The sequence below is a fragment of the Phytohalomonas tamaricis genome (assembly GCF_003012345.1).
Taxonomy (GTDB): Bacteria; Pseudomonadota; Gammaproteobacteria; order Pseudomonadales; family Halomonadaceae; genus Phytohalomonas; species Phytohalomonas tamaricis.
Window position 1 is genome coordinate 167,808 of the sequence record NZ_PVRV01000019.1, and the last position, 23,969, is coordinate 191,776.

Sequence of the window (23,969 nt, forward strand, 5' to 3'; positions counted from 1 at the left end):
GAGGCTACTCTCTCACCACCTCGTCACTATTCTTACCATCCTTCCCGGTTACCCGCTGAGCAGCACCTCGTATCAATAACGTAAATCGCCAACTTATTAGCAATCACTTACAAAGCTTTTAATTATATTGTCATCTCACAACCTTAACGTTGCGCAGCACATTTGGCGTCCATTGGTTGTATCTCGCAACCTGACAGGTCGATTCCGTACATAAATACAAGGACACTCGGCCTTCCCTCTGTTGTTGCCAATACCCGTTTAGACTGACATAGCGAGCACGTTCCATGGCCACGCCCAAAGCGCCGACCGATCTCCAGCGTGCGCTGCGCGCCTGCCGCCACTCCTTTGTGACAGTAGGTGTTTTTAGCATGTTCATCAATGTGCTAATGCTGGTGCCACCGTTGTACATGTTGCAGGTCTATGATCGCGTCATCGCCTCCCGCAGCCTCGAAACGCTGGGCATGCTGACGCTGATTGTGGTTTTTTTATTTCTGGTTATGGGCGGGCTGGAAGTGGTTCGCTCGCGCATTCTCATACGCGTCGGCAATCGCCTCGACACGCTAATCAGCACTCGCCTTTATGAGGCGATGTTCCGCCATGGATTGGTAACCCCCGGCCAGCCCAGTGCCCAACCGCTAAGTGACATGACTCAGCTACGTCAGTTCCTGACCGGTAACGGCCTGTTTGCCTTTTTCGATGCGCCTTGGGTACCGATCTATATCGCCGTGCTATGCCTGTTTCACGTCTGGTTTGGCGTCTTTGCTCTCGCCGCCGGACTTATCCTGCTCGGCTTGGCCATTGCCAACGAAAAGGCAACCAAAAGCCTACTCGCTGAAGCGGGTGATGAGCACATCAAGGCGCAGTCGCTGGCTAGCGCCAACCTGCGCAATGCCGAAGTCCTGCATGCGATGGGCATGCTCCCAGGTATCCGGCAGCGCTGGGCAGCGCGCCATCACGATTTTCTGCTCAAGCAATCCCAGGCCAGCGATCGTGCCGGCACCTTGGCCAATGCCTCGAAAATGCTGCGCATGCTGTTTCAGTCGCTGATCCTCGGATTGGGTGCCTGGCTCGTGCTCAGAAACGAACTGACGCCAGGCATGATGATCGCCGGGTCCATTTTGATGGGCCGCGCGCTGGCACCGATCGATCAGATGATCAGCGCCTGGAAAGGCTTCAGCACCACACGTAGTGCCTATCAGCGCCTACAGATATTACTTGGCGAAATTCCCGCCGAGCGCGAGCGCATGTCGCTGCCCGCGCCCGAAGGAAAAGTACGGGTCGAAGGCGTTTCCGCGGCACCGCCGGGCGGACGCAAGCCGGTACTGCGGGGCATCACACTTAACGTCGCCAAAGGCGAACACATCGGCATTATCGGCCCGAGCGCTGCAGGCAAATCGACCCTGGCCCGCGTACTGCTTGGCCTGTGGCCTGCCCAGGCGGGCACGGTACGCCTTGATGGTGCCGACATCGCTCAGTGGAATCGTGAGGAGCTCGGTCCATACATCGGTTATTTACCGCAGGACATCGAGCTGTTCGATGGCACCATCAGTGAAAACATTGCGCGCTTTGGCCACGTCGACGCTGATAGCGTCGTTGCCGCCGCCAAGCAAGCCGGCGTGCATGACATGATTTTGCAGCAGCCGGAAGGGTACGACACGGTCATCGGCTCAAGCGGCGGCGCGCTGTCCGGCGGGCAGCGCCAGCGCATCGGCCTTGCCCGTGCGTTATACGGTCATCCGGTGCTGGTGGTTCTGGATGAACCCAACTCGAATCTCGACGACAGCGGCGAGAAGGCACTGATCGAGGCAATAAAAGCACTCAAGGCTCAGGGCACAACGCTTTTCATGATTTCCCACCGCACGCAGCTATTGCGCCATGTTGATACGCTGCTGCTGCTCAAGGAAGGACAGGTGGCATTGTATGGTCCCCGTGATGAGGTTGCCGCAAAGCTTGCCAAGCCTAAAGCGCCACGGACATTAATGCCCGACGCCGGGCGCCCGATTAATCAGCAGCACAAAGCATGAATGGCCGCGCCGTGATTACCAGAGTCCTCGCTCATGACCTCAACTGATTACACCAACAGCCTGCCCGTCGGCACCTCCGTAGCGGACAGCGGATCTCACCTTCCGACCAGCGACAAATCCTACCGTCGCCTCGGCTATGCCATATTACTCGTTGCCTTCGGTGGGTTCGGCACCTGGGCGGCGCTGGCGCAGCTCGCCATAGCCGTAATTGCCCCGGGCACAGTGGCCGTCGAAGCGTTCAAGAAGACGGTACAACATTTTGAAGGCGGCATCGTCTCGCACATCAATGTCAGCGACGGCGATCACGTCGAGGCCGGCCAGACGCTGTTGGTGCTAGACGACACTCAGGCGCGCTCGCAACTTGCCATCTCGAAATCAGCCTATTTCATCGCCCGCGCCCAGGAGGCTCGGCTGCTTGCCGAGCAGCAGGGAAACGACACGTTATCCTTCCCTAAAGCCCTGCGTGACGCCGCAGCACAGGATGAACGCCTCCAGCAAATTCTCACCGTCCAGCAGGGGTTATTTCTCGCACGCCGCAGCTCCCTGCGCGGCGAGATAGAGAGCCTGCAGGCGCAGGCCAGCCAGATGCAGGAGCAAATCGACGGTCTCAGTCAAACCATAGCCATCAACCGCCAGCGTATTGCATCGCTTGAGGACGAGGCCGCCGACTATCGCTCGCTATTCAAGGAAGGGCTTGGCAACAATCAGCGCATTCGGGAACTTGAACGTCAGATCATGCAGTACCGCAGCGATACCGCCCAGGCACGTGCCGATATCGCCCAGCTTAAATCGCAGATCAGCGAGAACAAGGTCAATATCGAAGTGCGCCGACAGGATTATCAACAGGAGATCGGCGAACAGCTGCGTGCGGCCCAGGCGGAAATTTCCGACGCCCAGGAGCGTATCGTTGCGCTAAGCGATCAGGTTCGGCGTACCACGATTATTGCCCCGACCTCCGGTACCGTGGTCGGACTCGATGTCCATACGCTAGGCGCAGTCATTCAAGCCGGCACACCGATCATGGATATTATCCCCGACAGTGGCGGGTTCGTGGTCGAGGCCCACGTGCCGGTCAAGGATATCGACAATATCTATGCCGGCCAGCATGCGGAGATCCGTTTCAGCGCCTTCAATCAACGCCTGACCAATGTCATTGAAGGTGAAATCGTGCATGTGTCTGCTGACAGCTTCACCGACGAAGCGACCGGTACGTCTTATTACAAGGCGCGCGTCAAGGTCACCGAGCAAGGCCAGCGGGCCATGAACAGCGAGATGCAGCTTCTCGCGGGCATGCCGGCTGAAGTAATGATCCAGACCGGTGACAAAACGCTGATGCAGTACATCACCCAACCGATCGCCGATATGATGGCGCGGGCGATGCGTGAGGAATGAGGTGAAGCCAATTTTTTATGCTCTCAAACGCAGTGGCCATCCGTTTCCTCTGCGCACCAAAGTCGTCGTCGGTCTGCTCTGTGCCCTTGGGATCGTGCCCACGTCCCACGCCGATACCTTTGCCCAAAACGTCGTCACCCACAGCGACAGCGCCAATGCAGGCCTGACAGTACCTGTACTACCGGCGGTAACGTCGCCGCTTGGCCTGGGAAACAATACAGACAGTCTGCCCGGCGCCATCCACACAGACGCAAGTGTTCCATCGCTGCCAGTCTTGTTCGCCGCCGCGCTGGATAATGCCGATGACTTGAAACGACAGCGGCTCGAGGCCCAGGCGCAAGGTCAGGACGTCGCCAAGGCATGGGCGGGGTTAAAGCCAAGCCTGGATGTCAGCTACGCCTATTCCTATACGGAAACGGATAACTACTACTCGGACAATGCGGCCTACGACCCGAGCCAGACCAGCCTGGACCCGTTGACCGGCGAAACTATAACGCCCTATGACGAATATGACGCCCGTTACCGAGGGCGGACCCAGGACAGCTATTGGCAGGCGCGTCTCAGCCAGCCGCTATTCAGCGTCGAACGCTGGCGCAACGTCGGCAAGGCAAACGCCCAGCGTGACGCCGCTCAATTGCAGGTCGACGTCGCCGAGCATGAACTTGCCCTCCAGACGGCTGAAGCCTACATGAACGCCTTTTTTGCCACTCAGCAGACGCGCTTGCTCGATGCCAAGCGTGAATCGCTTGAACTACAGATCAAGCAGGCCTCGCGTGCCTATGAACTTGGCATCGGCGACCGTATCGACATGTTGGCGGCACAGTCGCGACTCGATCAGGCTGCGGCTGATCGCGCCGTCGCCGATAACCAGCGTGCGGACGCCCTTTCGGTACTGGAGCGCCTGACGGGCATGCGCCTCGACTTCAACGGTTTCACACTGCATGAACTGGCCAAGGCCGAACTGCCCGAGCCGGTAGCGTTCAGCACGCTTGAGTCCCATATCAACGATAACCGGCAGGTCATTCTCGCTCAGCAACAACTGGAAGTTGCCCGCGCTGAGCACGGCGTACGCCAAGGTGAATATTATCCTGAGGTCAACATGAGCCTGACCTACGGTAACCGTCACAGCAATGATGTCTTTCGAGAAAGCGAGGATGTCGTAGCGGCCGTACAGGCCAGCATGAATCTCTATCAGGGTGGCTATACCAGTGCCAACGTACGCCAGGCCGAACTTCTAGAAGATGCGCAGACGTTCGCAGTCAGCCATCAACGCAAGATGGCGTGGCAGGAGCTACGTCGGCGCCATCGCAACATCACGGGTGATCTAGCGCAGTTACAGGCCTTGAAACAGTCGATTCGTTCCAGTGAGCTTTATCTTGAAGCAGCGGATAAAGGTGCCGCACTCGGCTTGCGCGACCTGGTTGATGTGCTTGATGCACGCGCCGACCTGTTCGATCAGCGCATCCAGTATGTCGATGCCTTCCGCCGTTTGATTATTGATCGCCTCGCCATGCAAGTGGCCATTGGCGCACTTTCAACCGCTGATCTCGACCTCACCATGACGCTGATCCAAGCGATTACTACACATTGATAGCCATGACCCAAGCCGAGTAACGCCTTCCGAGGCGCGTCATCCCGACCGGATGGCGCAGCAGCGCAAGGCATAAACTCAACGTTACATAGCGCTGCATTTTTAAACGTAACGAGACGGTTGCGTCACACCATCGCCACGCCGCCGTCATTATCCTTGGCCTAGAGTAGTTAAGCAGCCTTTCATATAGGGCAAGTGCCCCACGCTGCAGCAATAACGCCAACAACACTACCCAGGAATCGTTCATGGCCTATCGTCTCCAGCTTCTGCACGCCTCCGACATGGAAGGCGGCGGCACCGACCTGCTCAATGCCCCCGACTTTGTTGCCGTCACCGACTATCTGGAGGATCAGGAAGCCAACTCGATCTTTCTCTCATCAGGTGACCTGCTGCTCTCTGGTCCTTATCAGTCAGCTGCGGGCACCGATGAGATGCAACCGGCATTGCAGCGCGCCAACGAGCAACTTTACGGTTTAGAGGAAGGCAGCCTCTCCGGCCTGGAAGCCGGCACGGGACGCGTCGATATCACCCTGGCCAACCTGCTCGACACCGAGGCAGTGACGTTTGGCAATCATGAGTTCGACCAGGGCACCAGCTTCCTCGAAAGCCTGCTCGCCCCGGATGTCTCTGGCACTGATCTGGCCGACATCGCCTGGACCGGTACTCAATTCCCCTATCTGTCCAGCAACCTCGACTTCTCGACCGACAGTGCGCTCGGCCCGCTGGCGACCGAACAGACGACGCTCTCCCCCGATGCGTTTCAGGCCGACCCTGAAGCGCTGGTCAGCGACTATGCCGATGATGGCGACATTGACGTCAGCAAGATCGCACCTTCCACAGTGATTGAGGAAGGCGGCGAGCGCATCGGCGTGATCGGCGTGACGACACAGGTGCTCGAAAGCATCTCCAGCCCCGGCGACGTCACGGTCGAAGGCAACGGCGAGGACGACATGGCAGCGTTGGCCGCAATCATCCAGCCGCAGATCGATGCGATGGAAAGTGATGGCATCAACAAGATCATCATTTCCTCGCATCTTCAGCAAATTCAGCTGGAAGAAGAACTGGCGACGCTGCTTGACGGTGCCGACATCATCATCGCCGGTGGTTCCCATAATCTTCTGGCCGATCAAGAGGATCTCGATCGCGACCTGCTCCAATCCGGTGAGAGTGCCCCCTACGCCAGCTACCCGATCCTGACCGAGGACGCCGCCGGCGATGACGTGGCGATCATCAATACCCCTAGCGGGTGGAATTACGTAGGCCAGCTGACCGTCGAGTTCGACGACGAAGGCCGTCTCGACCCCGCCTCGATCGATCCGACCACGTCCGGCGTCTACGCCGCGAACGATGAACAGGTCGAGGCGCTGTGGGGCGATCTCGACAGCGCCTTCGCCGAAGGCACCAAAGGCGCCATCGCCCAGGAGCTGGTCGACGCGGTCCAGACCGTGGTCGAGGCGCAGGACAGCAATGTGCTGGGGCTGACCGATGTCTACCTTGAAGGCCGGCGGGAAGAGGTGCGCACCGAGGAGACCAACCTCGGCGACCTGAGCGCCGACGCCAACCTGTGGTATGCCCAGCAGGTCGATGACAGCGTGCAGGTGTCGTTCAAAAATGGCGGCGGGATTCGCGAGGCTATCGGCGAGGTCAATGCCGTCGGCAGCGAGACCAGCCTGGAGCCGCCCGCAGATGGCGAAGTATCACAGCTCGATGCCGGCTCCGCGCTGCGCTTCAATAACGACCTGTCCCTATTGACCTTGACGCGCGCCGAGCTGGTCGAGGTACTCGAACACGCCGTGGCCGCCTCGGAAGAAGATCAGACGCCCGGTCAGTTCGCTCAAGTCGCTGGCATCAGCTACAGCTTCGACTGGGATCAGGAGGCTGGCAACCGCATCCAGAGCGCGGCGATTGTCGATGAGGCCGGCGAAGTTACTGACGTGCTGGTACGCGACGGCGAACTGGTCGGCAACGCCTCTGACGAAGTGCGCGTCGTCACCTTGGGCTTCATGGCCGACGGCGGTGACGGCTATCCGCTCGCCGATGTGGTCGCGGACAATGCCGAACGCGTTGATCGTGTCGATCTCGTTGATGCCGGCATCGAGGATGGCGCGTTCATCTTCGCGGATACCGGCACCGAACAGGACGCCTTCGCCGAATATCTTGGCGCTTTTTATAGCGACGATCCCTACAGCGAGGCGGACACGCCGGTTGAAGAAGACGAGCGTATCCAGAACCTGGCCTATCGCGACGATACGGTACTGGCAAGCGTTGATGATCAGAACGAACAGCCCGACGACAGCGGCTGGACGTTCGATGTCGATTTAAGCATCGATATCGACATCAACGGTGAGAGCATCGACACCGCTTCGCTGGTCCAGACGTTTGAACAGCAGTTCGAGCAGCTGTTCACCGCCTGGGCGCCAGATAGCGATCCCACGGCCACGCTCGATCAGGCCTTCGACCAGGTCTTCGATAACGCCTTCTCGTTTCTGAATCTGGATACGGAGCTTTTGGGCATCACCCCGACGACAACGCTCGATACATTCGCCTGAGCCAGGCGTGCATTGAGCACTGACCCAGCGCCTGCCGGCTCGACCGGCAGGCGCTTTTTTTTGCGGATTGCCTGCCATTTCATTTAACTACTCAAAGAAGAAAATGGTTACAAACCTGTCGTCAAACCGTCATCACCACAGCGCTAATGTAGCACTACGGCAGGACGCAACAGGGAGTGCCTCCTGACCGTTCAGACTGAATATGCAGAGAATAATGAAGGATAGCGAACGCAAGGAAGCGAAAACATAAAAGCGACAGGATGCCGCTCAAAATAACGACCCAAGGACGGGCCGGAGAATAATGATCCAGGGAAGGACAGCGCCCGCCGGGGAACCGGCGGGCGTTTTTATGTTACCTGCTAGAAGGTGGCGAGTTCGCTTGTCATTTCGCTGGTCGGGTTCAAACCGACGATCACCGGATCGTGATCAGAGCTGCGGTACGGCGTCGGCGCATAGAGCGTGTCCTGTGCCTCGGTATCGTCGCTCCACACGTTATAGTCGAGCGCTGTCGCTTCGTCGGCATTGATGTGCCAAGTGGTGGTGCCGGTCACCTGATCGGCAAGCGTTTCACTGGCCAGCGCGTGGTCGAGCGAGCCCCACTGACCATCATATGCATAGGAATAGTCGTCATCGAGCAGCGTAAAGCCTTCATCTTGCAGCGTGGTGACGGGATCTTCCATCGCATAGCTATTGAGATCGCCAAGGATCAGCACGTCGCTATCGCCGCTGCCGGTCGGGTCTGAAGCGATCCAGTCGCTAAGCTGCTCGGCCGCCTCGACACGGGTGGGCGTATTATTGCCCTGGCCATCTCCTGTAGCCTCCTCGCCTTCGATCACACTGCCTTTGGACTTGAAGTGGTTGACCACTACCGAGAAGGTGCCTCCCGTGTCTTTATCAAGGAAAGTTTGCATCATCGGGGCGCGGTTGGCGTAGGAGAACGCGCCTTCGGCGGTGGTCGCTGCGGCCACCACCAGGTCGACTGCCTCGCTGTTGTAGATAATGCCGACGGTGATGGCATCACTACCGGGCACGGCAATGGCGCTCTGTTCATCTTGAGGATCGACGCGCGGTACGGCATAGGCCCAAGTCACGCCGTCGTCGGCTTCGGCGTTGAGCGCATCGACCAGGCTGGCGATCGCGCTATCACTGTCATAGCCGTTGTTCTGCAGCTCCATCAGCCCGACGACTTCAGCACCGGTGCCGTTGATCGCACTGACGATTTTGTCCTGCTGGCGAATGAATTCAGCCTCCGACTCGGCGCCGCGCGGCGCCTGCTCGACACCGCCGGGGGTGAGGAAGGTGTTACCGTCCTGGTCAAGGGTGGTGAAATAGTTGAGGACGTTGAAGGAGGCTACCTCCAGCGACGGCGTGCCGTTTGCGCTCAGCTCCTCCTGGTCAGGTGCGGCCTCGCGAGGATTGGTCGCTTCGAAATCGACGCCCTCAGTGGTCTGAATGCGATAATCGTCATAGCTGTAATCGAGAATGCCCTCGACTGCGTCAACGCTGTCGCCGCCGCGCAGCGGATTCTCCGCCGACAGTGGCTCGCCATCGCGTCCGAAGATGACCGGATACGGATTCGATTCGGTGCTGGCATCATCAAGAATAATCGTGCGCTCGGCCATTTCTTCCTGCTGGGCCGCGTAGCCCTCTTCGCTGGGCGCGTTGTTTTCCGTGTACTGCTCAATGCGCCCACCCGAGGAGAGCGTCACCTGACCGTACTGGCCGAGTTGATAGAGTTCAGTCACGCTCAGGCCGTTGCCGTCCGCGGCATCGACGACAACGCGCATGCCCTCGAAAGGTTCGAGCTGATTATCCGCGTAAGGCAGCGAAATGCGCTGGCTACTGGGCAGCGCCACGCCACTTTCTACAATGTCGATCTGCGCCCCCGCAGTGCTGAGCTGCGTTTTGCCGTTGTACTCGCTGACCTCGCCGCTCAGTTCGACCCGATCGCCCGCACTCAATGCGGCAAGCTGCGCCTCACTGTCACTCCCGGTATAGACGAAGATGCCTTCAGAGGTCAGCGAATTGTCGTCGATTCCATCGTCGGCCTGCTGGAGAAAGAAGCCATCCATACCTGGCGCAACCATCGTGACGATGGCGTTGACCTTGACCGTCTCGCCCGCCAGCGGGCTGCTGTCGCCGCTGCCTTGGATGGTGTGTATGGCTGTGAGCTCGGCCGGTACCTCATTGCCTCCCTCATCGCCTTCTTCGCCACTGCCGTCATCAATGTCGCCATTGGCATCGCCGGTCTGCGCGCCAGAATAGCCGAGCCCATCGATCGTCCCTTGTGAAAAGCTCTGCCACTGGCTGGGCTCAAAACTGTCGCTGCCCTGTGTAACACCTTCATCACGGCGCAGCGTGACGTTTTCACCGAAGCTTTCGGCACTACCTACCTCACCCAGCGTATCGACCGTTTCACCGTTCGGCCCGGTCAGCACCAGCGCATCGTCACCGTTGAAGTTGGTCACGCCGGAGACGAGATCGGCCCGTGCCAGTAGCGCGTCACTGGCCTGGCTGTGCGCAATCACCAGCGTTTCGCCAGCGCCCAGCGTGCCGTACTCGCTCAGGTCGAGCGTAGTGTTGGCTGAGGTATTGGCGTTACTGTAAAGCGCCACCTGATAGCCCGCGAGAGATAATGCCTCGCTACCGGTATTGGTCAGCTCAAGAGCCTTGTCGTAGCTCGCGCCTTCCACATACTCGGAGAAGATCAGCCCCCCCTCTATCTCGGGCGCCTCCGGTACTTCGGGTTCTTCCGGCATCTCAGGCTCCGCAGGAGACTGAGGACTGCCATCAAACAGTTCATCAAGTCGCGCGCTGATACGTTCAAACAGCTCAGATACGCCGGCGGGTTCATTGCCGTGCAGCACCTGCACGACTGCCTGGTAAAGCGTATTGAGCTTGAAGTGCAGCGCTTCATCGATAGCGCTGATGAAGCCATTTTTGTCTGTCAGTGCCTCAAGGTCGCCTTGCTTGAATTCCTTGCTTACTGTCGTTGTTCTCATTTTCCTTCTCCATGGTGAACCGTGACAATCGCCGTGCATGACGTCATGTCATGTCGGTGCAATGACCACAACATGCGGTTCAAGCGTCACCGGAAAACGTGTCAGGAAAATTAAAATTAGTAGAAATTAATGGAAGAAGGCACTTTTATTGGTGCAGGTCATGATTCACACGTAATGATGCCGCTATCCCTTCGTCTATACGCCAGCCTAGCGCCAAACGACTGAGTGCTTTACCGTATAGTGAAGTCTTCTCAATGAGATGCTCGTCATGTCAAATACCGCCACGCAATCGATTCCCGCAGCCGCCTCATCGACCAGCGACACGCTTTTCGACGCGCATTTCCATATCATCGATCCTCGCTTTCCCCTCGCCTCTGGCCAGGATTACTCGCCGCCGACATTTACGGCCCACGACTATCATCGCCGGGTCGCGCCGCTGGGCATCGCTGGCGGCGCGGTCGTCTCCGGCTCGTTTCAAGGTTTTGATCAGCGCTATCTATGCGATGCCCTCGACCGGCTCGGTGCAGGCTACGTGGGCGTAACGCAACTGCCTCCGGAGGTCAGCGATGAGGAGATTCGTGCATTGAACCAACGCGGCGTACGCGCCGTACGTTTCAATCTGCGGCGTGGAGGCTCGGCAGGACTCGAGGTGCTTGAAGAGATGGCGTTACGCGTGCATGCACTGGCCGGCTGGCATGTTGAACTTTACGCCGATGCGCGTGAGTTGAGTGCTCATCTCCCTGTGCTCAAACGCCTGCCTCAACTCGTGATCGATCATCTGGGCCTGTCACGCGAAGGGCTACCCACGCTGTGCACGCTGGTCGAGCATGGCGCCAAGGTCAAGGCCAGCGGCTTCGGGCGTGTATCTCTCGACGTACCGCAGGCGCTGGCAACTATTGCCGACATTGCGCCCAGCGCACTGATGTTTGGCTCCGATCTGCCTTCGACGCGTGCCCCGCGCCCGTTCAACACTCAGGACATTACGCTGATCCATAACACGCTGGGTGAGCGTAACGCGCGGCTGGCGCTGCATGATAATGCCGTTGCACTCTATCGTCCCCACCGGCTGCCACCGGTCGCCTAAGCCCTCTGGGCCTGAGCCTTGGCGCTTACGTCTGGACTGCCGTGACGCCCAGCCCTGAGCCAAACGGGGTCAATGCCAATTTCATTGTCTGATGCCATCGTCACCCGGCGATGCGTTTCAGACCGTTATTTTATCGCTTCGCTGGAGAGCACCTGCCGTGCCTGTTGCCCGACCTTCGCCTGTATTTTTTGACAACCTGCCTCGCTGGCTAGCGCTGATTGTGAGTTGCGCTGTCATGAGCCAGTTACTGAAGTGGTTACATATGCCAGCAGGGGCATTCATCGGGCCGATGGCAGTGGCGATCGTGTTCGGGGTACGTGTTGGTGGGCTGCGCCTGCCTAAGCGGCTGTTCAAGCTCGGCCAGGGTGTGGTCGGCTGTTTGATTGCGCAAACGATGACCGTGGCAGTCATGCTCAAGATTCTCGATGGCTGGCCTGTCATGCTGCTCGCCACTGCTATCACCCTGTTGCTGAGCTTGATCGTCGGCATCATTTTAGTGCGCTATGGCGGGCTACCCGGCACGACGGCCGCCTGGGGCACCACGCCAGGCGCGGCGGCAGCGATGGTCGCCATGGCAGAGGAAGCCGATGCTGACCCGAGAATCGTCGCGGCGATGCAGTATGTCCGTGTCGTCTGCGTCGTGCTGGTCGGGGCGCTGGTCAGTCACTGGCTGGGTAGCGGCGCGTCCGGTACCGAGCAGCAAAGTGAAGCATTAACATTCGATCTCACGACATTAGGATCATTTCTAGCGACGCTGGCCATCATCGCTTCCGGGGTGTGGCTGATTGATCGGCGCATGCCGGCGGGTGCCCTGCTTGGGCCGATGATCATCGGCACTCTTCTGCACGTCAGCGGGCTGGTCGAGATCGTCCTGCCGCATGTCATGCTGGAGATCGCCTACGGTGTGATCGGCTGCTATGTGGGGCTGCGTTTCGACCGGGAGACAGTGCATTACGTACTACGTGCATTGAAATGGATGCTGCTTGCATCAATGATGCTGATCGCGATGTGCGCGCTCTCCGCCTGGCTGCTTGAATCGCTGATGGATACCCATTTTCTCAGCGCTTATCTGGCAACCAGTCCGGGCGGGCTGGATTCGATGACGATCATCGCCATCGATACCCATGCCGACGTCGGACTGGTGGTGGCGCTGCAGGCGCTGCGCCTGTTTACCGTGGTACTGGTGGGGCCGGCAATGGCACGCTTTATTGCCCGCTTCGCGCGCACCACATAGGCGTATCTCCTGTCACCATTTATCGCGTAGAAGGTACCCACCGCCGACAATAACCGCCTGTCCGGCGATGTGGATCAGTTGCGTGCCGCTGTCATCGTACTCGACTTCAGCCTGGATCAGGCTAGGCCGGCCCATCTCGATCCCTTGCTCAATCGTGTACGTTGCCCGCTCGGCGGTCTTCTTCGCCCGGGAGAGATAGCCCGCCAGCGGCGCCGCGGCACTGCCTGTCGCCGGGTCTTCGGCAATGCCGAATTCCGGGGCGAACATTCGCGCACGCACGTTGCCGCCGCCCAACTGCACATAGCAGTACAGATACCCATCATCGCGTCCAGCGAACAGTGCCTTCCAGAGCGCCATATCCACGGCGACACGCGCCAGCATGTCCAACGACGTCAATTCAATCAGTTGATAGGGCACACCGCAGGAGGCCAGCACAGGTGTTGGCGTGATGCCGTAAGACGGCAGACTTAGTAAACCGGCGGCCTCATCGCAGCTAAGCACACTGCCCGTCAGCTCGAGCGGGCAAGCCGTGGTCAAGCGCGCCCAGTTATCGTGACAGGCAACAACCACGTCGCCCACGCCCTCTTCCAGCACCAGTTTGGCAGCATCGCTTGCCATGCCGCGCTCAACCAACAACCTTGCTGTACCTACCGTAGGATGTCCGGCAAACGGCAGCTCGCATCCCGGCGTGAAGATGCGCACCGGAAAGCGATTAGGTTCACTTGGTGGGCCAACAAATACCGTTTCGGACAGGTTCAGCTCACGCGCGATGCGCTGCATCTGATCAGTCTCAAGATGGCCAGCCTCCAAAAATACGGCCAACGGATTGCCCGAGAAGGCGCGATCGGTAAACACATCGAGCAGCACGTAAGGCAGCGTCGAGGAGGCTGTAGACGACGGATCAGATGAAGTCATGACAGATGTTCCAGATTAGAGAGGGCTTTAGAACAAGCATAAGCCGCATGATGCCGACGTTACAGACGCCATAGTGACTTTCGTACCCTTTTTACGCATCTCTTTTGCATGCTCTCCTTTGCATGCACCCCCGTATAAAAAAAGAGCCCATCAAGGGCTCTTTACGTAACGCTGGAAATATCATCCCCGGGCCGGGAGTATTACAGATTACCAATACTGCCTGTTCCGCCCGGGCTGCCGGAGCTCTGATCATCGCCGATCTGAGCATGATCAAAGCCGTGCGCCTTGGCATCCTCAACGCATGCCTCGCGGCTGGCAAAGCCTCGCGAGGTGGTATGTTCACTCTCCTCGGGCGCCTTCCAATACCACTGGCCGTCGTCGCCCTGATAAAACTCCCACTCGCTTCGCATCGTCATCGCTAGCTCCTCCCTGGCATTCGCGTTATTCACACCCAAGCATAGCCCTGCAACGGCTTCCCCGCGACTACGATACACCGTAGGTGTTTTTCCTATCTCACCACGACGCACATCGCGCAATGCCGCCCGTGACCGGCTATTCTGTCATGACGTATCACGCGCCTTTCATTCCCTCCTGGAGCCCATCATGGCCGATATCCTTCATGTCGTTGCCGGCTGTCTGCTCAATGCACAACAGCAGCTACTGGTCGTCAGAAAACGTAATACGCCTTGCTTCATGCTACCGGGAGGCAAGCATGAACATGGCGAGACACCAGTAGAGACGCTGGCACGTGAATGGCATGAGGAGCTGGGCTGCGAACTCAAAAAGAATGATCTGGTTCTGCTCGGCCGTTTTCGCGCGCCTGCGGCCAATGAGCCCGATACGGAAGTGGATGCCGATGTCTTTGTCGTCACCATGGACATGCCAACGCTGCCCCAGCCGGGCGGAGAAATCGAAGAAGTCCGCTGGCTCTCACTGCCCTTCAAAAAAGACGTACAGGTGGCACCGCTGCTGGAAAAAGACGTGTTGCCGGCATTGCAAAGATGGATATGAACATCCTGCCATACCGGCAAACCATTACTGAGACCGCTTAATAACCCACCGTAAAGCGCTCGCGCAAATGGGCGGGATGCTCCAGTTCATCTACCAGAGCAACGGCGTAATCCTCAAAAGAAATCAAGCTGTCGCCGTTGCTGTCGATCAGAAGATGGTTGCTATCCAATCGGAACTGGCCGGTACGCTCGCCAGCATAGAATTCAGCAGAGGGGGAAAGGCAGGTCCATTCCAGCGTTTTTTCCTTGCGCAGTAGATCGAGAAAGACGACGTCATGAGCCGCTTCAGCACGATAGGCTTCAGGAAACCCTTCTGTATCCATCAGCTGCTTGCCCGGCTTCACTTCAAGGCTACCCGTGCCACAAACGGCAAGATAGCGCGGCACATCCGCATCCTTTATCGCCCCAATTAAGGCATTAGGATTGGTTTCCACGAACTTAACGGCGGTAATGACGGCATCATGGCCGCGCAACAATTGCGCCAGCGCCTTGCGATCGTTGGGACTACCTTCTTTGATCGTAACGTTATCCCGACTCTTGAGCTTATCGGCACTACGCACAATAGCCGTCACGCGGTGGCCGCGGTCAAGGAGTTCGTCGAGAATACGCGAACCGGCATTACCGGAAGCACCCACAAGAGCAACGTTCATAATCATTTTCCTTAAACGGGCATGCTCTTGTTAACGTAGCGCTTTTTTGCGAATGACTCCTACCTTTTAATGAGTAAGACTCATAAATCCTTGAGCTTTTAACTATTTTTTATCTTCAGGGCACAACATCCGCCCTACCTTTACTCTCGCTAGATCACGCCGAGTCGCTGCAGGAGCAGGCCTCCCCACACCAGCCCGGCAAAAAAAGCAGACATCAACACCGCAGCCGACCCCATATCCTTGGCGCGCCCGGAAAGCTCATGATGCTCGCTGCCAATACGATCGACAATCGACTCGATCGCGGAGTTGACGAGCTCCACGGCCAGCACAATCAGTGCGCTGCCAACCAGCAAAAGCCACTCGACGAAGCTGCGCCCCAGCCAGAATGAAATCGGAAACAGCACGACAGCGAGGACAATCTCAAGTCGGAAAGCCGCTTCATGGCGCCAGCCGGCCAGAAAACCCTGCCAGGAGTAGCGGGTTGAATGAATAAGACGGACAAAGCCTGTATGGCCGGGTTTCATCGAAAAAGGCCTCGTTGATGAATAGCCAGATCAAAAGCGAATCACGACGTTTAAGACAAGCAAGCCTCGATCTTACCAAAGGCGATTGCATTAGAGCTACGCCATATCTGCTTTGGGATTGACGCTCTTCGACAGTACAATCACGCTTGGCAAGATAGCGTTTACCGTCCGTTCATACCAAGGAATCCTGCCATGCCTCGTGTATTGATGCTGCGTGACGACACTCCACCTGCCCGTATCGAGACGCTCGATGACAATGATCTGCCCCAGCTCGGCGTGACGCTGGATATCGACTTCTCGACATTGAACTATAAAGACGCGCTGGCGATTACCGGCGCGGGGAAAATTGTACGCAACTTCCCCATGGTAGGCGGAATCGATGCCGTTGGCACGGTCGCCCACTCAAATGATGCACGCTACGCCTCTGGACAGCGGGTTATTGTTACCGGCTGGGGCGTAGGCGAACGTTACTGGGGCGGCTTTGCCGAACGCCAGCGTTTCGATCCCGACTGGCTGGTGCCGTGTCCCGACCCGCTGTCACCGCGCCAGGCCATGCTGCTCGGCACCGCCGGCTTTACCGCAATGCTGGCACTGATTCGGCTTGAAAAAGCGGGCTTGACGCCCTCAGCAGGCCCCATTGTCGTCACCGGTGCCACCGGCGGTGTCGGCTGCTGGGCAATTCAACTACTGGCGCAGCAGGGCTTTGAAGTACACGCCGTGACCGGCAAGCCTGACAAGGCCCAATGGCTCAAGACACTTGGTGCTCATACACTAATTGATCGTCACGAGTTCATCGCGAAGGTGCGTGCACTCGACAAGGCGCAATGGGCCGGTGGCGTGGACAATGTCGGCAGCAGTACCCTCGCCGCACTGCTGTCGCGTACCCAGGACAATGGCTGCGTCGCTGCCGTCGGACTCGCAGGTGGCATGGATCTGCCCACATCGGTGGCCCCGTTCATTTTGCGCGGCGTTTCTCTGCTTGGCGTCAACAGCGTCACCGTCCCTTACGCACCGCGCCTGGAGGCGTGGGAACGTCTGGCGACGCTACCCGAGGCGATGTTCGAGGCGATTGAAACCGAAACTATCGGCCTCGACGCTCTGCCCGACAAAGCTCGGGCCATGGTCGATGGAAAAACCCACGGCAAGGTGCTGATAGACCCGCATCGTTGAAAACATCTGAAAGCTTCAGGCCGGCTAAATGCCGGCCTGAGGTCATCTCAATCAATGGAATGCCTGATAAAACGGCGCGCCACCTCACTGGAACATGGGGATCAACAGCAAAAGCGCGCCCATCGCGATGCGATACCAGCCGAAGACGGAAAGGGTGTGAGACTCAACAAAACGTACCAGCGCACGCACCACCACCAGAGCACTGAAGAAGGCAGCAACGAAACCGACGGCGATGGTCAGCGCATCATTAGCGGTAATCAGACTATGGTTTTCCCATAGATCGAGTGTCGTTGCGCCGAGCATGGTCGGAATGGCAATGAAAAACGAGAACTCGGTAGCCGTCTTGCGAGAAAGCCCTGACAACATCCCGCCGACGATCGTCGCCCCCGAGCGTGATGTTCCCGGAATCACCGCGAAACACTGTGCAATACCCACCCCGAGCGCCTGGCGCCAGGTAATATCATCGGTGCCCGACGTGACACGTGGTTTAGCGAAACGTTCGACCAGGATAATCACTACGCCACCAATAATCAGCATATAGGCCACGATGCGCGGATCGAACAGCACCGCCTTGATCTGGTGGATAAACAGCGCGCCAATGATCGCCGAGGGAATGAAGCCGATCAGCACATTACGGGCAAACTGCAGCGATACGGGATCGCGCGTGAAGACCCCACGCACTGTCGTTGTCACCCGCTGATGATAGACCCATATCACGGCGAGAATTGACCCTAGCTGGATCACCACCTCGAATACCTTGCTGGCATCTGACTCGAACCCTATCCAGCTCCCCACCAGAATCAGGTGCCCGGTACTCGATACCGGCAAGAATTCAGTAATGCCCTCGACAATGCCCAGCAATAACGCCTGCAACAGATGAACAATATCAATCGTCATGGTGCTACGCGCTCCTCGTCGTGGCCCATGAAACGATTGCAATCAACAAAATAATGCATGAATCAAGACTCTCCATAAGTAAAACGTGCCGTACTCGTCCCGATGAGTGCGGATGCAACAGCCTAGCGGCTACACATTAAGGCGTTATTATCCGGCGCTGGTGGATCGTGTCGCTAGTCAGATGTGGCGTTACGTCGTGCCCCGCGCCTTTCCTGATCATCGTCATTGCATCAGGCTTGGAACAACCAACACTTGAACGCATGCATCGGCACATTGAAGTGGCGATGCATGGGGGTAAACAGCGACAGCCTGCCGGGGCTCTCGAGTTCCAGCGGCAGCGCTTTGACCAGAAGTCCCTCACGCAGTTCAAAATCAAGCAGGCTTGTCCAGCCTAGCGTGACGCCTTGCCCAGCCAGAGCAGCATTCATCAGCAGCTGATAGCTATTGGCATAAAGGGGGCGCCGCGCCGACTGCCACGCAAGCCCCAGAGCATCGAACCAGGTGGGCCAGGTCATCCAGTCGTGATAATGATCCTCCAGCATCAGTATCACGTGCTGGTTCAAAAGGGCCATAGCGTCACCTATTGCCCCCTCTCGCGCGAGATAGGACGGCGCGCAGAGTGCCGCAATCATTTCCTGGGCGAATACCGGTTCGGCAGTCATGCCCGGCGGATCGACCTCTCCGGCTAAGTGGTAGTACAGGCCAAGATCGAACTCGGCCAGATCGAGCCGGTAAGGATCTTCCACAATCAAAATACGGATCGAAATTTCAGGATGGAGGCGTTGGAAATCGGGCAGCTGACGCGCCAACCACAGCGAGGCAATGGTTGGGCTGGATGCAATGGTGAGCTGCTGTTCGCCCTGATGGCGGCGCAGCTCGAAAGTCGCCTCGCTGAGTTCACGCAATACTCGCTGCACGACAAGAAAGTAACCTTCACCCGCAGGCGTAAGGCGCACACCGGTAGCACTACGATCGAACAGCAGGCGCCCCAGATCGTTTTCCAACCGCTTGATCTGACGACTGATTGCACTTTGGGTGAGGTGTAATTCTTCCGCCGCCCGTGTCACGCTCAGGTGACGCGCCGCTGCCTCGAAGGCGCGCAGGCAATTAAGCGGCGGCAGTGAGTGGCGATCATGGTTCATGAGGCTATCCTCGGGCGTGGACGTCCCGAGGATAGCATGAGTAATGCGTGTGACCGGACTATACCGCGTCGCGGGCGATGCGCTTCCACCAGGTTTTGGTGCTGACAATAGCCTCACGTTCCCGGGCGATCTGCTCGGCCTCGAGGTAGAAGTTCTCCTCATCACAGCTCAATCGATAACGGCTTTCGACCTCGACGGCAAACGCCGCACCATCGCCCACGTCACGTCCGGCCTTGTAGTGCCAGGTGATGTCGGCACAGGTGCGCGTGGCGTCACTGGGATGACTGGTATAGACCTCACGCGCACGCTGATCGACCCATAGACCATGATCGAGAAAACGCATCGCGCCCATGTCATCCTCGACAATCACTCTGACTTCGCCGCTGGCAACATCCTCACTGATCGTGCGCTTGGGCGCGGCCGGACGCAGCGTTTCGAGACGGCATGGCGTCGCGGCCTCCGGCGGCTCAAATGGCATGTCCACGTAAGTTGCATGTGATACCGGCAGCTCAAGGCGTGGCGCACCGGCCAAGAGCGTCAGATCCGCGCGTTTTTTCGGTGACCATACCAGCGGGAAGTTGGCACTCGATAGTGCCACGCGCAGGCGATGCCCCTTAGGCAAACGGTAGCCGATCAGATCGAGCTTGAGCGTGATATCCAGTGGCGCGCCGGGAGTCACAGGCGAAACCCGTGCCGGGTCGTCACGCAGCAATAGGTTAAGCGTACCGTAGGTAATCAGCGCGCTCTCGCCGCTGGGCGAGACATCACACAGGCGCACATTGAGCTGACCGCAATCGGCCGCGCTGGCGAGCTGGGCTACCAGCATCGGCTGACCGAGGATATCGAGGCCATCCTCAAAGGGTAAGGAATCAAAGGTCAGAGCCAAGCCATCATCACGTCGCTGATCCGGCGGGAAGTCGGCGCCATACCACAAGCCGATGTACTCCCCCTGCAGTGCTCCGGCCGTCAGCGGTGATGTGATCGGCTGCGGCGCGGTCAAGCTGGTCTCGGCCGTCAGCCCCCTATCGGACAGATTGAGATGGCGTACTTCGATCGAGTCCTCAGGCGCCGGCCAACCGGCTGTTTGTACCCACTGCCCGGGACGCACATCGTATTTGGGTGCCGGTGGCAGGCCATCCTGCAGATAGAAGGTGCACTCGGGTTCGGCCATGATGCCGGTATCGATATCCTTCAACCAGTAATCCCACCAGCGCAGCGCCTCCTGTAAAAAGCCGATCGCCGGATCAGGAATAGCAAAATGTGGATACTTGTGAATCCACGGCCCGAGCAGCGCTTTCTTGGGACACGTCAGCCGCTCCATCATGCGCGGAATCGTATTGATATAGGCATCGCCCCATCCGCTGATGCAGTACACCGCCGCCTCGATATCAGCGTAGTTCTCACAGATCGAGCCATGGCGCCAATAATCATCGCGACGCTGATGTGAAAGCCAGGTTTCGGCCAACAGCGGCATATTGTCGAGGCGCGTCTTCCACATCGCGTGCCACTCTTCACCGACCAGCGCGGGGTCGGGCACTGCTGAAGAAAAGCTGAGCATCGTTGCCGCCCAAGCCAGATTCTCCAGCAGCATGTTGCCGCCCTTGTAATGAATATCATCGGCATAGCGATCATCGGTCGAGCACAGCGTAATGATCGCCTTCAGCGGCTCAGGACGCAGCGCCGCCACCTGCAGGCTATTGAACCCGCCCCAGGAGATTCCCATCATGCCAAGCTTGCCGGTGCACCAGGGCTGCGCGGCGATCCAGTCAATCACCTCCAGCGCATCCGCCTGTTCCTGCGGCGCGTATTCATCCTCCATCAGGCTATCGGATTCGCCATTGCCACGCATGTCGACGCGTATGCATGCGTAGCCGTGGCCGGCCAGATAAGGATGGGTCAGTTCATCACGCACAGCCGTGCCATCGCGCTTGCGGTAAGGCAGATACTCCAGAATCGCCGGCACGGGATGCTGCTCGGCGTCTTCTGGGAGCCAGATTCGAGCGGCAAGCCGTGTACCATCGGCAAGCGTGATCAACGTATGTTCAATGTGGCGAACGGTACGAGGAAACTCCTGCTTTATACGCATCATGCGGCGTCCTTGTCGCGGGCAGAAGATGATATGGAAGCCTTATGGCCCATAAGCGGCGGAGCTGTCAGCGCTGTCGGGTCGGCAATCCAGCGCCATAGCGAGGCGCTGGCAATGAGCACGATGATCATCGCCGGTAGCCCGCCCAGATTGGAAAGCATCTTGACCCCGTCTATGCCGACGAAGCTGACCATGACCCATGAGACAATGCCGATGGTCAGCCCCCAGACGATCTTCATCGGTAATGCACTGTTCATATCTGAGTCAGCAGTCAGACCGCGCGTGCACAGGTTGCCGATAGCGTCGGTATTGGAATCCGCCGCCGTGACGTAGGAGATGAACGCCACGAACAGCAGCAGCGGCACAGTCACGCTGCTAAGCGGGAACTGGGCAAAAAAGGTGTAGAGCACCTGTTCGATACCGCTGTCATTGAGAACGCCATAAAGCGGGGCGTCGCCCTGGATATCGAAATAGAGTGCACTGCTTGAGAAGATCGTGATCCACACAATGGCGAACAGCGACGGAAAAATCATATTGACGTTAAGGAATTCCCGTACCGTGTAGCCGCGTGCGATGCGGCCTAGAAACAGCGCGGTTACCGGCGCCCAGGCAAACCACACCGCCCAGTAGAAAATGCTCCACGACTGCGCCCAGCTATCGTTCGCTGCCGTACCGGTATAAAGGCTTTTACTGAAGAAGTTATCGAGATAGTCGCCCAGCGACTCGGCACCCAGCCCGAGCATATAGAGCGTCGGCCCGAAGGCGACGACGAATATGCCCAGCGCCAGCAGCAGCCACGTATTGAGCGAGGACATACGCGCAATCCCGCGTCTTAACCCTGTGGCCGCCGAGATGACGAATGTGGTTACGATGACGGCAATCACAATCGCCAGCTTCCACGGCGTAGTCTCTCCGCCGATGTAGCCGTTGAGCCCGCCGGTGATGGTCAACGCCCCCGTGCCCAGCGAAGACGCCATGCCGGCTACCAGCGCATACAGGGCAATCGCATCAATCAGTCCACCGATCTTCTTGACGCGCACAGCGCCGAACAGCGGTTCGAACAGGCTGGCGATGGAGAAGCGCTGGCGACGATTGTAGAAAATCAACGCGAAGGTCAACGCCGGTACGGCGTAGATAGCGTAGGGCGTGAACGTCCAGTGCAGAAACATGGTCGACATCGCAAACCGCTCAGCAGCGGGCGACTCGGCCGCCAGTTCCAATCCTGTTGGGGGCGAGTGGTAATGGTACAGCGGCTCGGCGGTCGTCCAGAACAGAATACCCACGGCAAGCGTGGTACACAGCGTGATCATGAACCAGCGCAGCTTGGGCAACAGCGGCTCGGCATGCTCGCCGCCGATCCGTATTCGCCCCAACGGCGAAACGTAAACGATTAATCCGAGGATCAGAAGGTAAAGACTACCCAGGCTGAACAACCATGAAAAATGATTAAGCACAGCGGTATTGAGTGCGCTGGTGACGGCCAGAAACTTGTCAAGGTCGATGAAACTGGCGACTACGGCAGCCAGAAGAATCAAGAAGGTTGGCCAGAATACCAGCGGCCTGATCGAGTGTGGCATAGGGTTATCCCTGCCTTTTATCTTGTTGTAGTGCCTGAATGAGCGCTTAGTGCCATGTTCATAGAACATGGCATGATGTCATCTAAACGGCAGCAAGCCCTTCATCGCAAGCGCTCTCTACGCATGAGGTCATGACGTCAGGACATGAGCACCGCGATGCCGGAGACAACACCCACCGGCTAAAGATGCAGGGAGAGGCTAAGCTATGGTGAAGTCAGCCATTCGATGAAGGGAGAGCGATATGCCGCACAATCCGTTTCACGATACCTCGATGCCGATGACATCGGTCAAAAGTGGCTCGGGCTATGAGGTAGTCCCTGACGTTTACTGTCTGACCGTCCAGATCGTCAACGTCTATTTCGTTGGCACGCCTGATGCTCCCAAGGACTGGGTACTGATCGATGCTGGCATGCCCCGGTCTGAAGAGATGATCATTAACGCGGCAGAAAGACGCTTCGGCGCGGGCTGCCGCCCTCGGGCGATCATACTCACCCATGGGCACTTCGATCATGTCGGCGCGGTAGTTGAATTGGCTGAACATTGGGACGTGCCGGTCTATGCCCACCCACTGGAGTTGCCCTATCTGACTGGCGCGCAGGCTTACCCACCGCCCGATCCCTCGGTAGGTGGCGGCATGGTGGCTACTCTGTCACGTTTTTTCCCCAATGATCCGATCGATTTGGGGGGGTATGTCCATCCCTTGCCCGCCGACAATACCCTTCCCGACATGCCCGGCTGGCGCTGGCTGCATACTCCGGGCCATGCCTACGGCCACGTTTCCCTGTTTCGCGACCAGGACCGCGCCCTGATCGCGGGTGATGCCTTTGTGACCGTCAAGCAGGAATCGCTGTATCAGGTCATCACTCAGCACAAGGAGGTCAACGGTCCGCCGAGCTACTTTACGCCGGACTGGGACGCTGCACGGGAGTCGGTCAGGACACTTGCTGCGCTAAAACCGCAGGTAGCCATGGCCGGCCACGGTATGGCGATGGAGGGCGATGCGCTGCGCAAAGGGCTCGATGCTCTGGCCGTTAATTTCGATGTCACCGCACGACCGCAGCACGGCAGGTATGTGGACGACTAACACTGACGATCGCGCGCCACATGAGGACTGATGCCATG

At 58.2% G+C, this 23,969-nt stretch carries 18 protein-coding genes; 9 read left to right on the plus strand and 9 right to left on the minus strand.

The window, feature by feature from the left end; all coding sequences use genetic code 11:
- The first annotated feature begins 284 nt into the window (after nucleotides 1-284).
- From C3Z11_RS02745 to C3Z11_RS02765, 4 genes are all read left to right on the plus strand, one after another.
- On the plus strand, nucleotides 285-2,024 hold the full coding sequence (locus C3Z11_RS02745) for a type I secretion system permease/ATPase (protein WP_106476055.1): 1,740 nt from the start codon (nucleotides 285-287) through the stop codon (nucleotides 2,022-2,024).
- A gap of 33 nt (nucleotides 2,025-2,057) precedes the next feature.
- Nucleotides 2,058-3,416 (plus strand): HlyD family type I secretion periplasmic adaptor subunit, encoded by a 1,359-nt coding sequence (locus C3Z11_RS02750; protein WP_106476057.1) that lies wholly within the window; start codon nucleotides 2,058-2,060, stop codon nucleotides 3,414-3,416.
- A gap of 1 nt (nucleotide 3,417) precedes the next feature.
- Nucleotides 3,418-5,007 (plus strand): TolC family protein, encoded by a 1,590-nt coding sequence (locus C3Z11_RS02755; protein WP_158700903.1) that lies wholly within the window; start codon nucleotides 3,418-3,420, stop codon nucleotides 5,005-5,007.
- 245 nt (nucleotides 5,008-5,252) lie between these two features.
- The gene (locus C3Z11_RS02765; RefSeq protein WP_106476063.1) at nucleotides 5,253-7,556 is read left to right on the plus strand and encodes a bifunctional metallophosphatase/5'-nucleotidase; all 2,304 of its coding nucleotides are present in this window, start codon (nucleotides 5,253-5,255) and stop codon (nucleotides 7,554-7,556) included.
- Between the two features lie 359 nt (nucleotides 7,557-7,915).
- Here C3Z11_RS02765 and C3Z11_RS02770 read toward each other — a convergent pair whose 3' ends face one another.
- On the minus strand, nucleotides 7,916-10,558 hold the full coding sequence (locus C3Z11_RS02770; RefSeq protein ID WP_158700904.1) for an ExeM/NucH family extracellular endonuclease: 2,643 nt from the start codon (nucleotides 10,556-10,558) through the stop codon (nucleotides 7,916-7,918).
- 268 nt (nucleotides 10,559-10,826) lie between these two features.
- Here C3Z11_RS02770 and C3Z11_RS02775 point away from each other — a divergent pair, with 268 nt between their 5' ends.
- Both C3Z11_RS02775 and C3Z11_RS02780 read left to right on the plus strand, forming a co-directional pair.
- Nucleotides 10,827-11,642, plus strand: a complete 816-nt coding sequence (locus tag C3Z11_RS02775) for an amidohydrolase family protein (RefSeq protein WP_106476066.1) — start codon at nucleotides 10,827-10,829, stop codon at nucleotides 11,640-11,642.
- Between the two features lie 157 nt (nucleotides 11,643-11,799).
- A complete protein-coding gene (locus C3Z11_RS02780; RefSeq protein ID WP_262927196.1) occupies nucleotides 11,800-12,876 on the plus strand; it encodes an AbrB family transcriptional regulator in 1,077 nt (358 codons plus the stop codon).
- Between the two features lie 12 nt (nucleotides 12,877-12,888).
- Here the strand turns inward: C3Z11_RS02780 and C3Z11_RS02785 are convergent, their stop codons facing one another.
- Both C3Z11_RS02785 and C3Z11_RS02790 read right to left on the minus strand, forming a co-directional pair.
- Nucleotides 12,889-13,791, minus strand: a complete 903-nt coding sequence (locus C3Z11_RS02785) for a PhzF family phenazine biosynthesis protein (protein WP_106476070.1) — start codon at nucleotides 13,789-13,791, stop codon at nucleotides 12,889-12,891.
- 200 nt (nucleotides 13,792-13,991) lie between these two features.
- Nucleotides 13,992-14,207: a YegP family protein gene (locus C3Z11_RS02790; RefSeq protein WP_106476072.1), complete on the minus strand. Its 216-nt coding sequence runs from the start codon at nucleotides 14,205-14,207 to the stop codon at nucleotides 13,992-13,994.
- Between the two features lie 187 nt (nucleotides 14,208-14,394).
- Between C3Z11_RS02790 and C3Z11_RS02795 the strand changes: the two genes are divergently transcribed.
- On the plus strand, nucleotides 14,395-14,802 hold the full coding sequence (locus tag C3Z11_RS02795; protein WP_106476074.1) for an NUDIX hydrolase: 408 nt from the start codon (nucleotides 14,395-14,397) through the stop codon (nucleotides 14,800-14,802).
- A 37-nt stretch (nucleotides 14,803-14,839) separates the two neighbouring features.
- Here the strand turns inward: C3Z11_RS02795 and C3Z11_RS02800 are convergent, their stop codons facing one another.
- Nucleotides 14,840-15,451, minus strand: coding sequence for an NAD(P)-dependent oxidoreductase (locus C3Z11_RS02800; RefSeq protein WP_106476076.1), 612 nt, complete (start codon nucleotides 15,449-15,451; stop codon nucleotides 14,840-14,842).
- A gap of 149 nt (nucleotides 15,452-15,600) precedes the next feature.
- Nucleotides 15,601-15,975: a diacylglycerol kinase gene (locus C3Z11_RS02805; RefSeq protein ID WP_106476078.1), complete on the minus strand. Its 375-nt coding sequence runs from the start codon at nucleotides 15,973-15,975 to the stop codon at nucleotides 15,601-15,603.
- A 192-nt stretch (nucleotides 15,976-16,167) separates the two neighbouring features.
- Between C3Z11_RS02805 and C3Z11_RS02810 the strand changes: the two genes are divergently transcribed.
- Nucleotides 16,168-17,145, plus strand: a complete 978-nt coding sequence (locus C3Z11_RS02810) for an MDR family oxidoreductase (RefSeq protein WP_106476080.1) — start codon at nucleotides 16,168-16,170, stop codon at nucleotides 17,143-17,145.
- 84 nt (nucleotides 17,146-17,229) lie between these two features.
- On the opposite strand, the gene C3Z11_RS02815 is transcribed toward C3Z11_RS02810, so the two are convergent.
- The 4 genes from C3Z11_RS02815 to C3Z11_RS02830 all read right to left on the minus strand — a co-directional run bounded on the left by C3Z11_RS02815 (nucleotide 17,230) and on the right by C3Z11_RS02830 (nucleotide 22,847).
- A complete protein-coding gene (locus C3Z11_RS02815; protein ID WP_106476081.1) occupies nucleotides 17,230-18,042 on the minus strand; it encodes an undecaprenyl-diphosphate phosphatase in 813 nt (270 codons plus the stop codon).
- A 230-nt stretch (nucleotides 18,043-18,272) separates the two neighbouring features.
- Nucleotides 18,273-19,184: a LysR substrate-binding domain-containing protein gene (locus C3Z11_RS02820; protein WP_106476083.1), complete on the minus strand. Its 912-nt coding sequence runs from the start codon at nucleotides 19,182-19,184 to the stop codon at nucleotides 18,273-18,275.
- Between the two features lie 58 nt (nucleotides 19,185-19,242).
- On the minus strand, nucleotides 19,243-21,273 hold the full coding sequence (locus tag C3Z11_RS02825; protein WP_262927197.1) for a CocE/NonD family hydrolase: 2,031 nt from the start codon (nucleotides 21,271-21,273) through the stop codon (nucleotides 19,243-19,245).
- Nucleotides 21,270-22,847 carry a BCCT family transporter gene (locus tag C3Z11_RS02830; RefSeq protein WP_106476085.1) on the minus strand — a complete coding sequence of 526 codons (1,578 nt, stop codon included), beginning with the start codon at nucleotides 22,845-22,847 and terminating at the stop codon, nucleotides 21,270-21,272. Before C3Z11_RS02830 ends, C3Z11_RS02825 begins: the two co-directional genes overlap by 4 nt.
- Nucleotides 22,848-23,088: 241 nt before the next feature.
- Between C3Z11_RS02830 and C3Z11_RS02835 the strand changes: the two genes are divergently transcribed.
- Nucleotides 23,089-23,931, plus strand: a complete 843-nt coding sequence (locus C3Z11_RS02835) for an MBL fold metallo-hydrolase (RefSeq protein WP_106476087.1) — start codon at nucleotides 23,089-23,091, stop codon at nucleotides 23,929-23,931.
- Nucleotides 23,932-23,969: the final 38 nt, after the last annotated feature.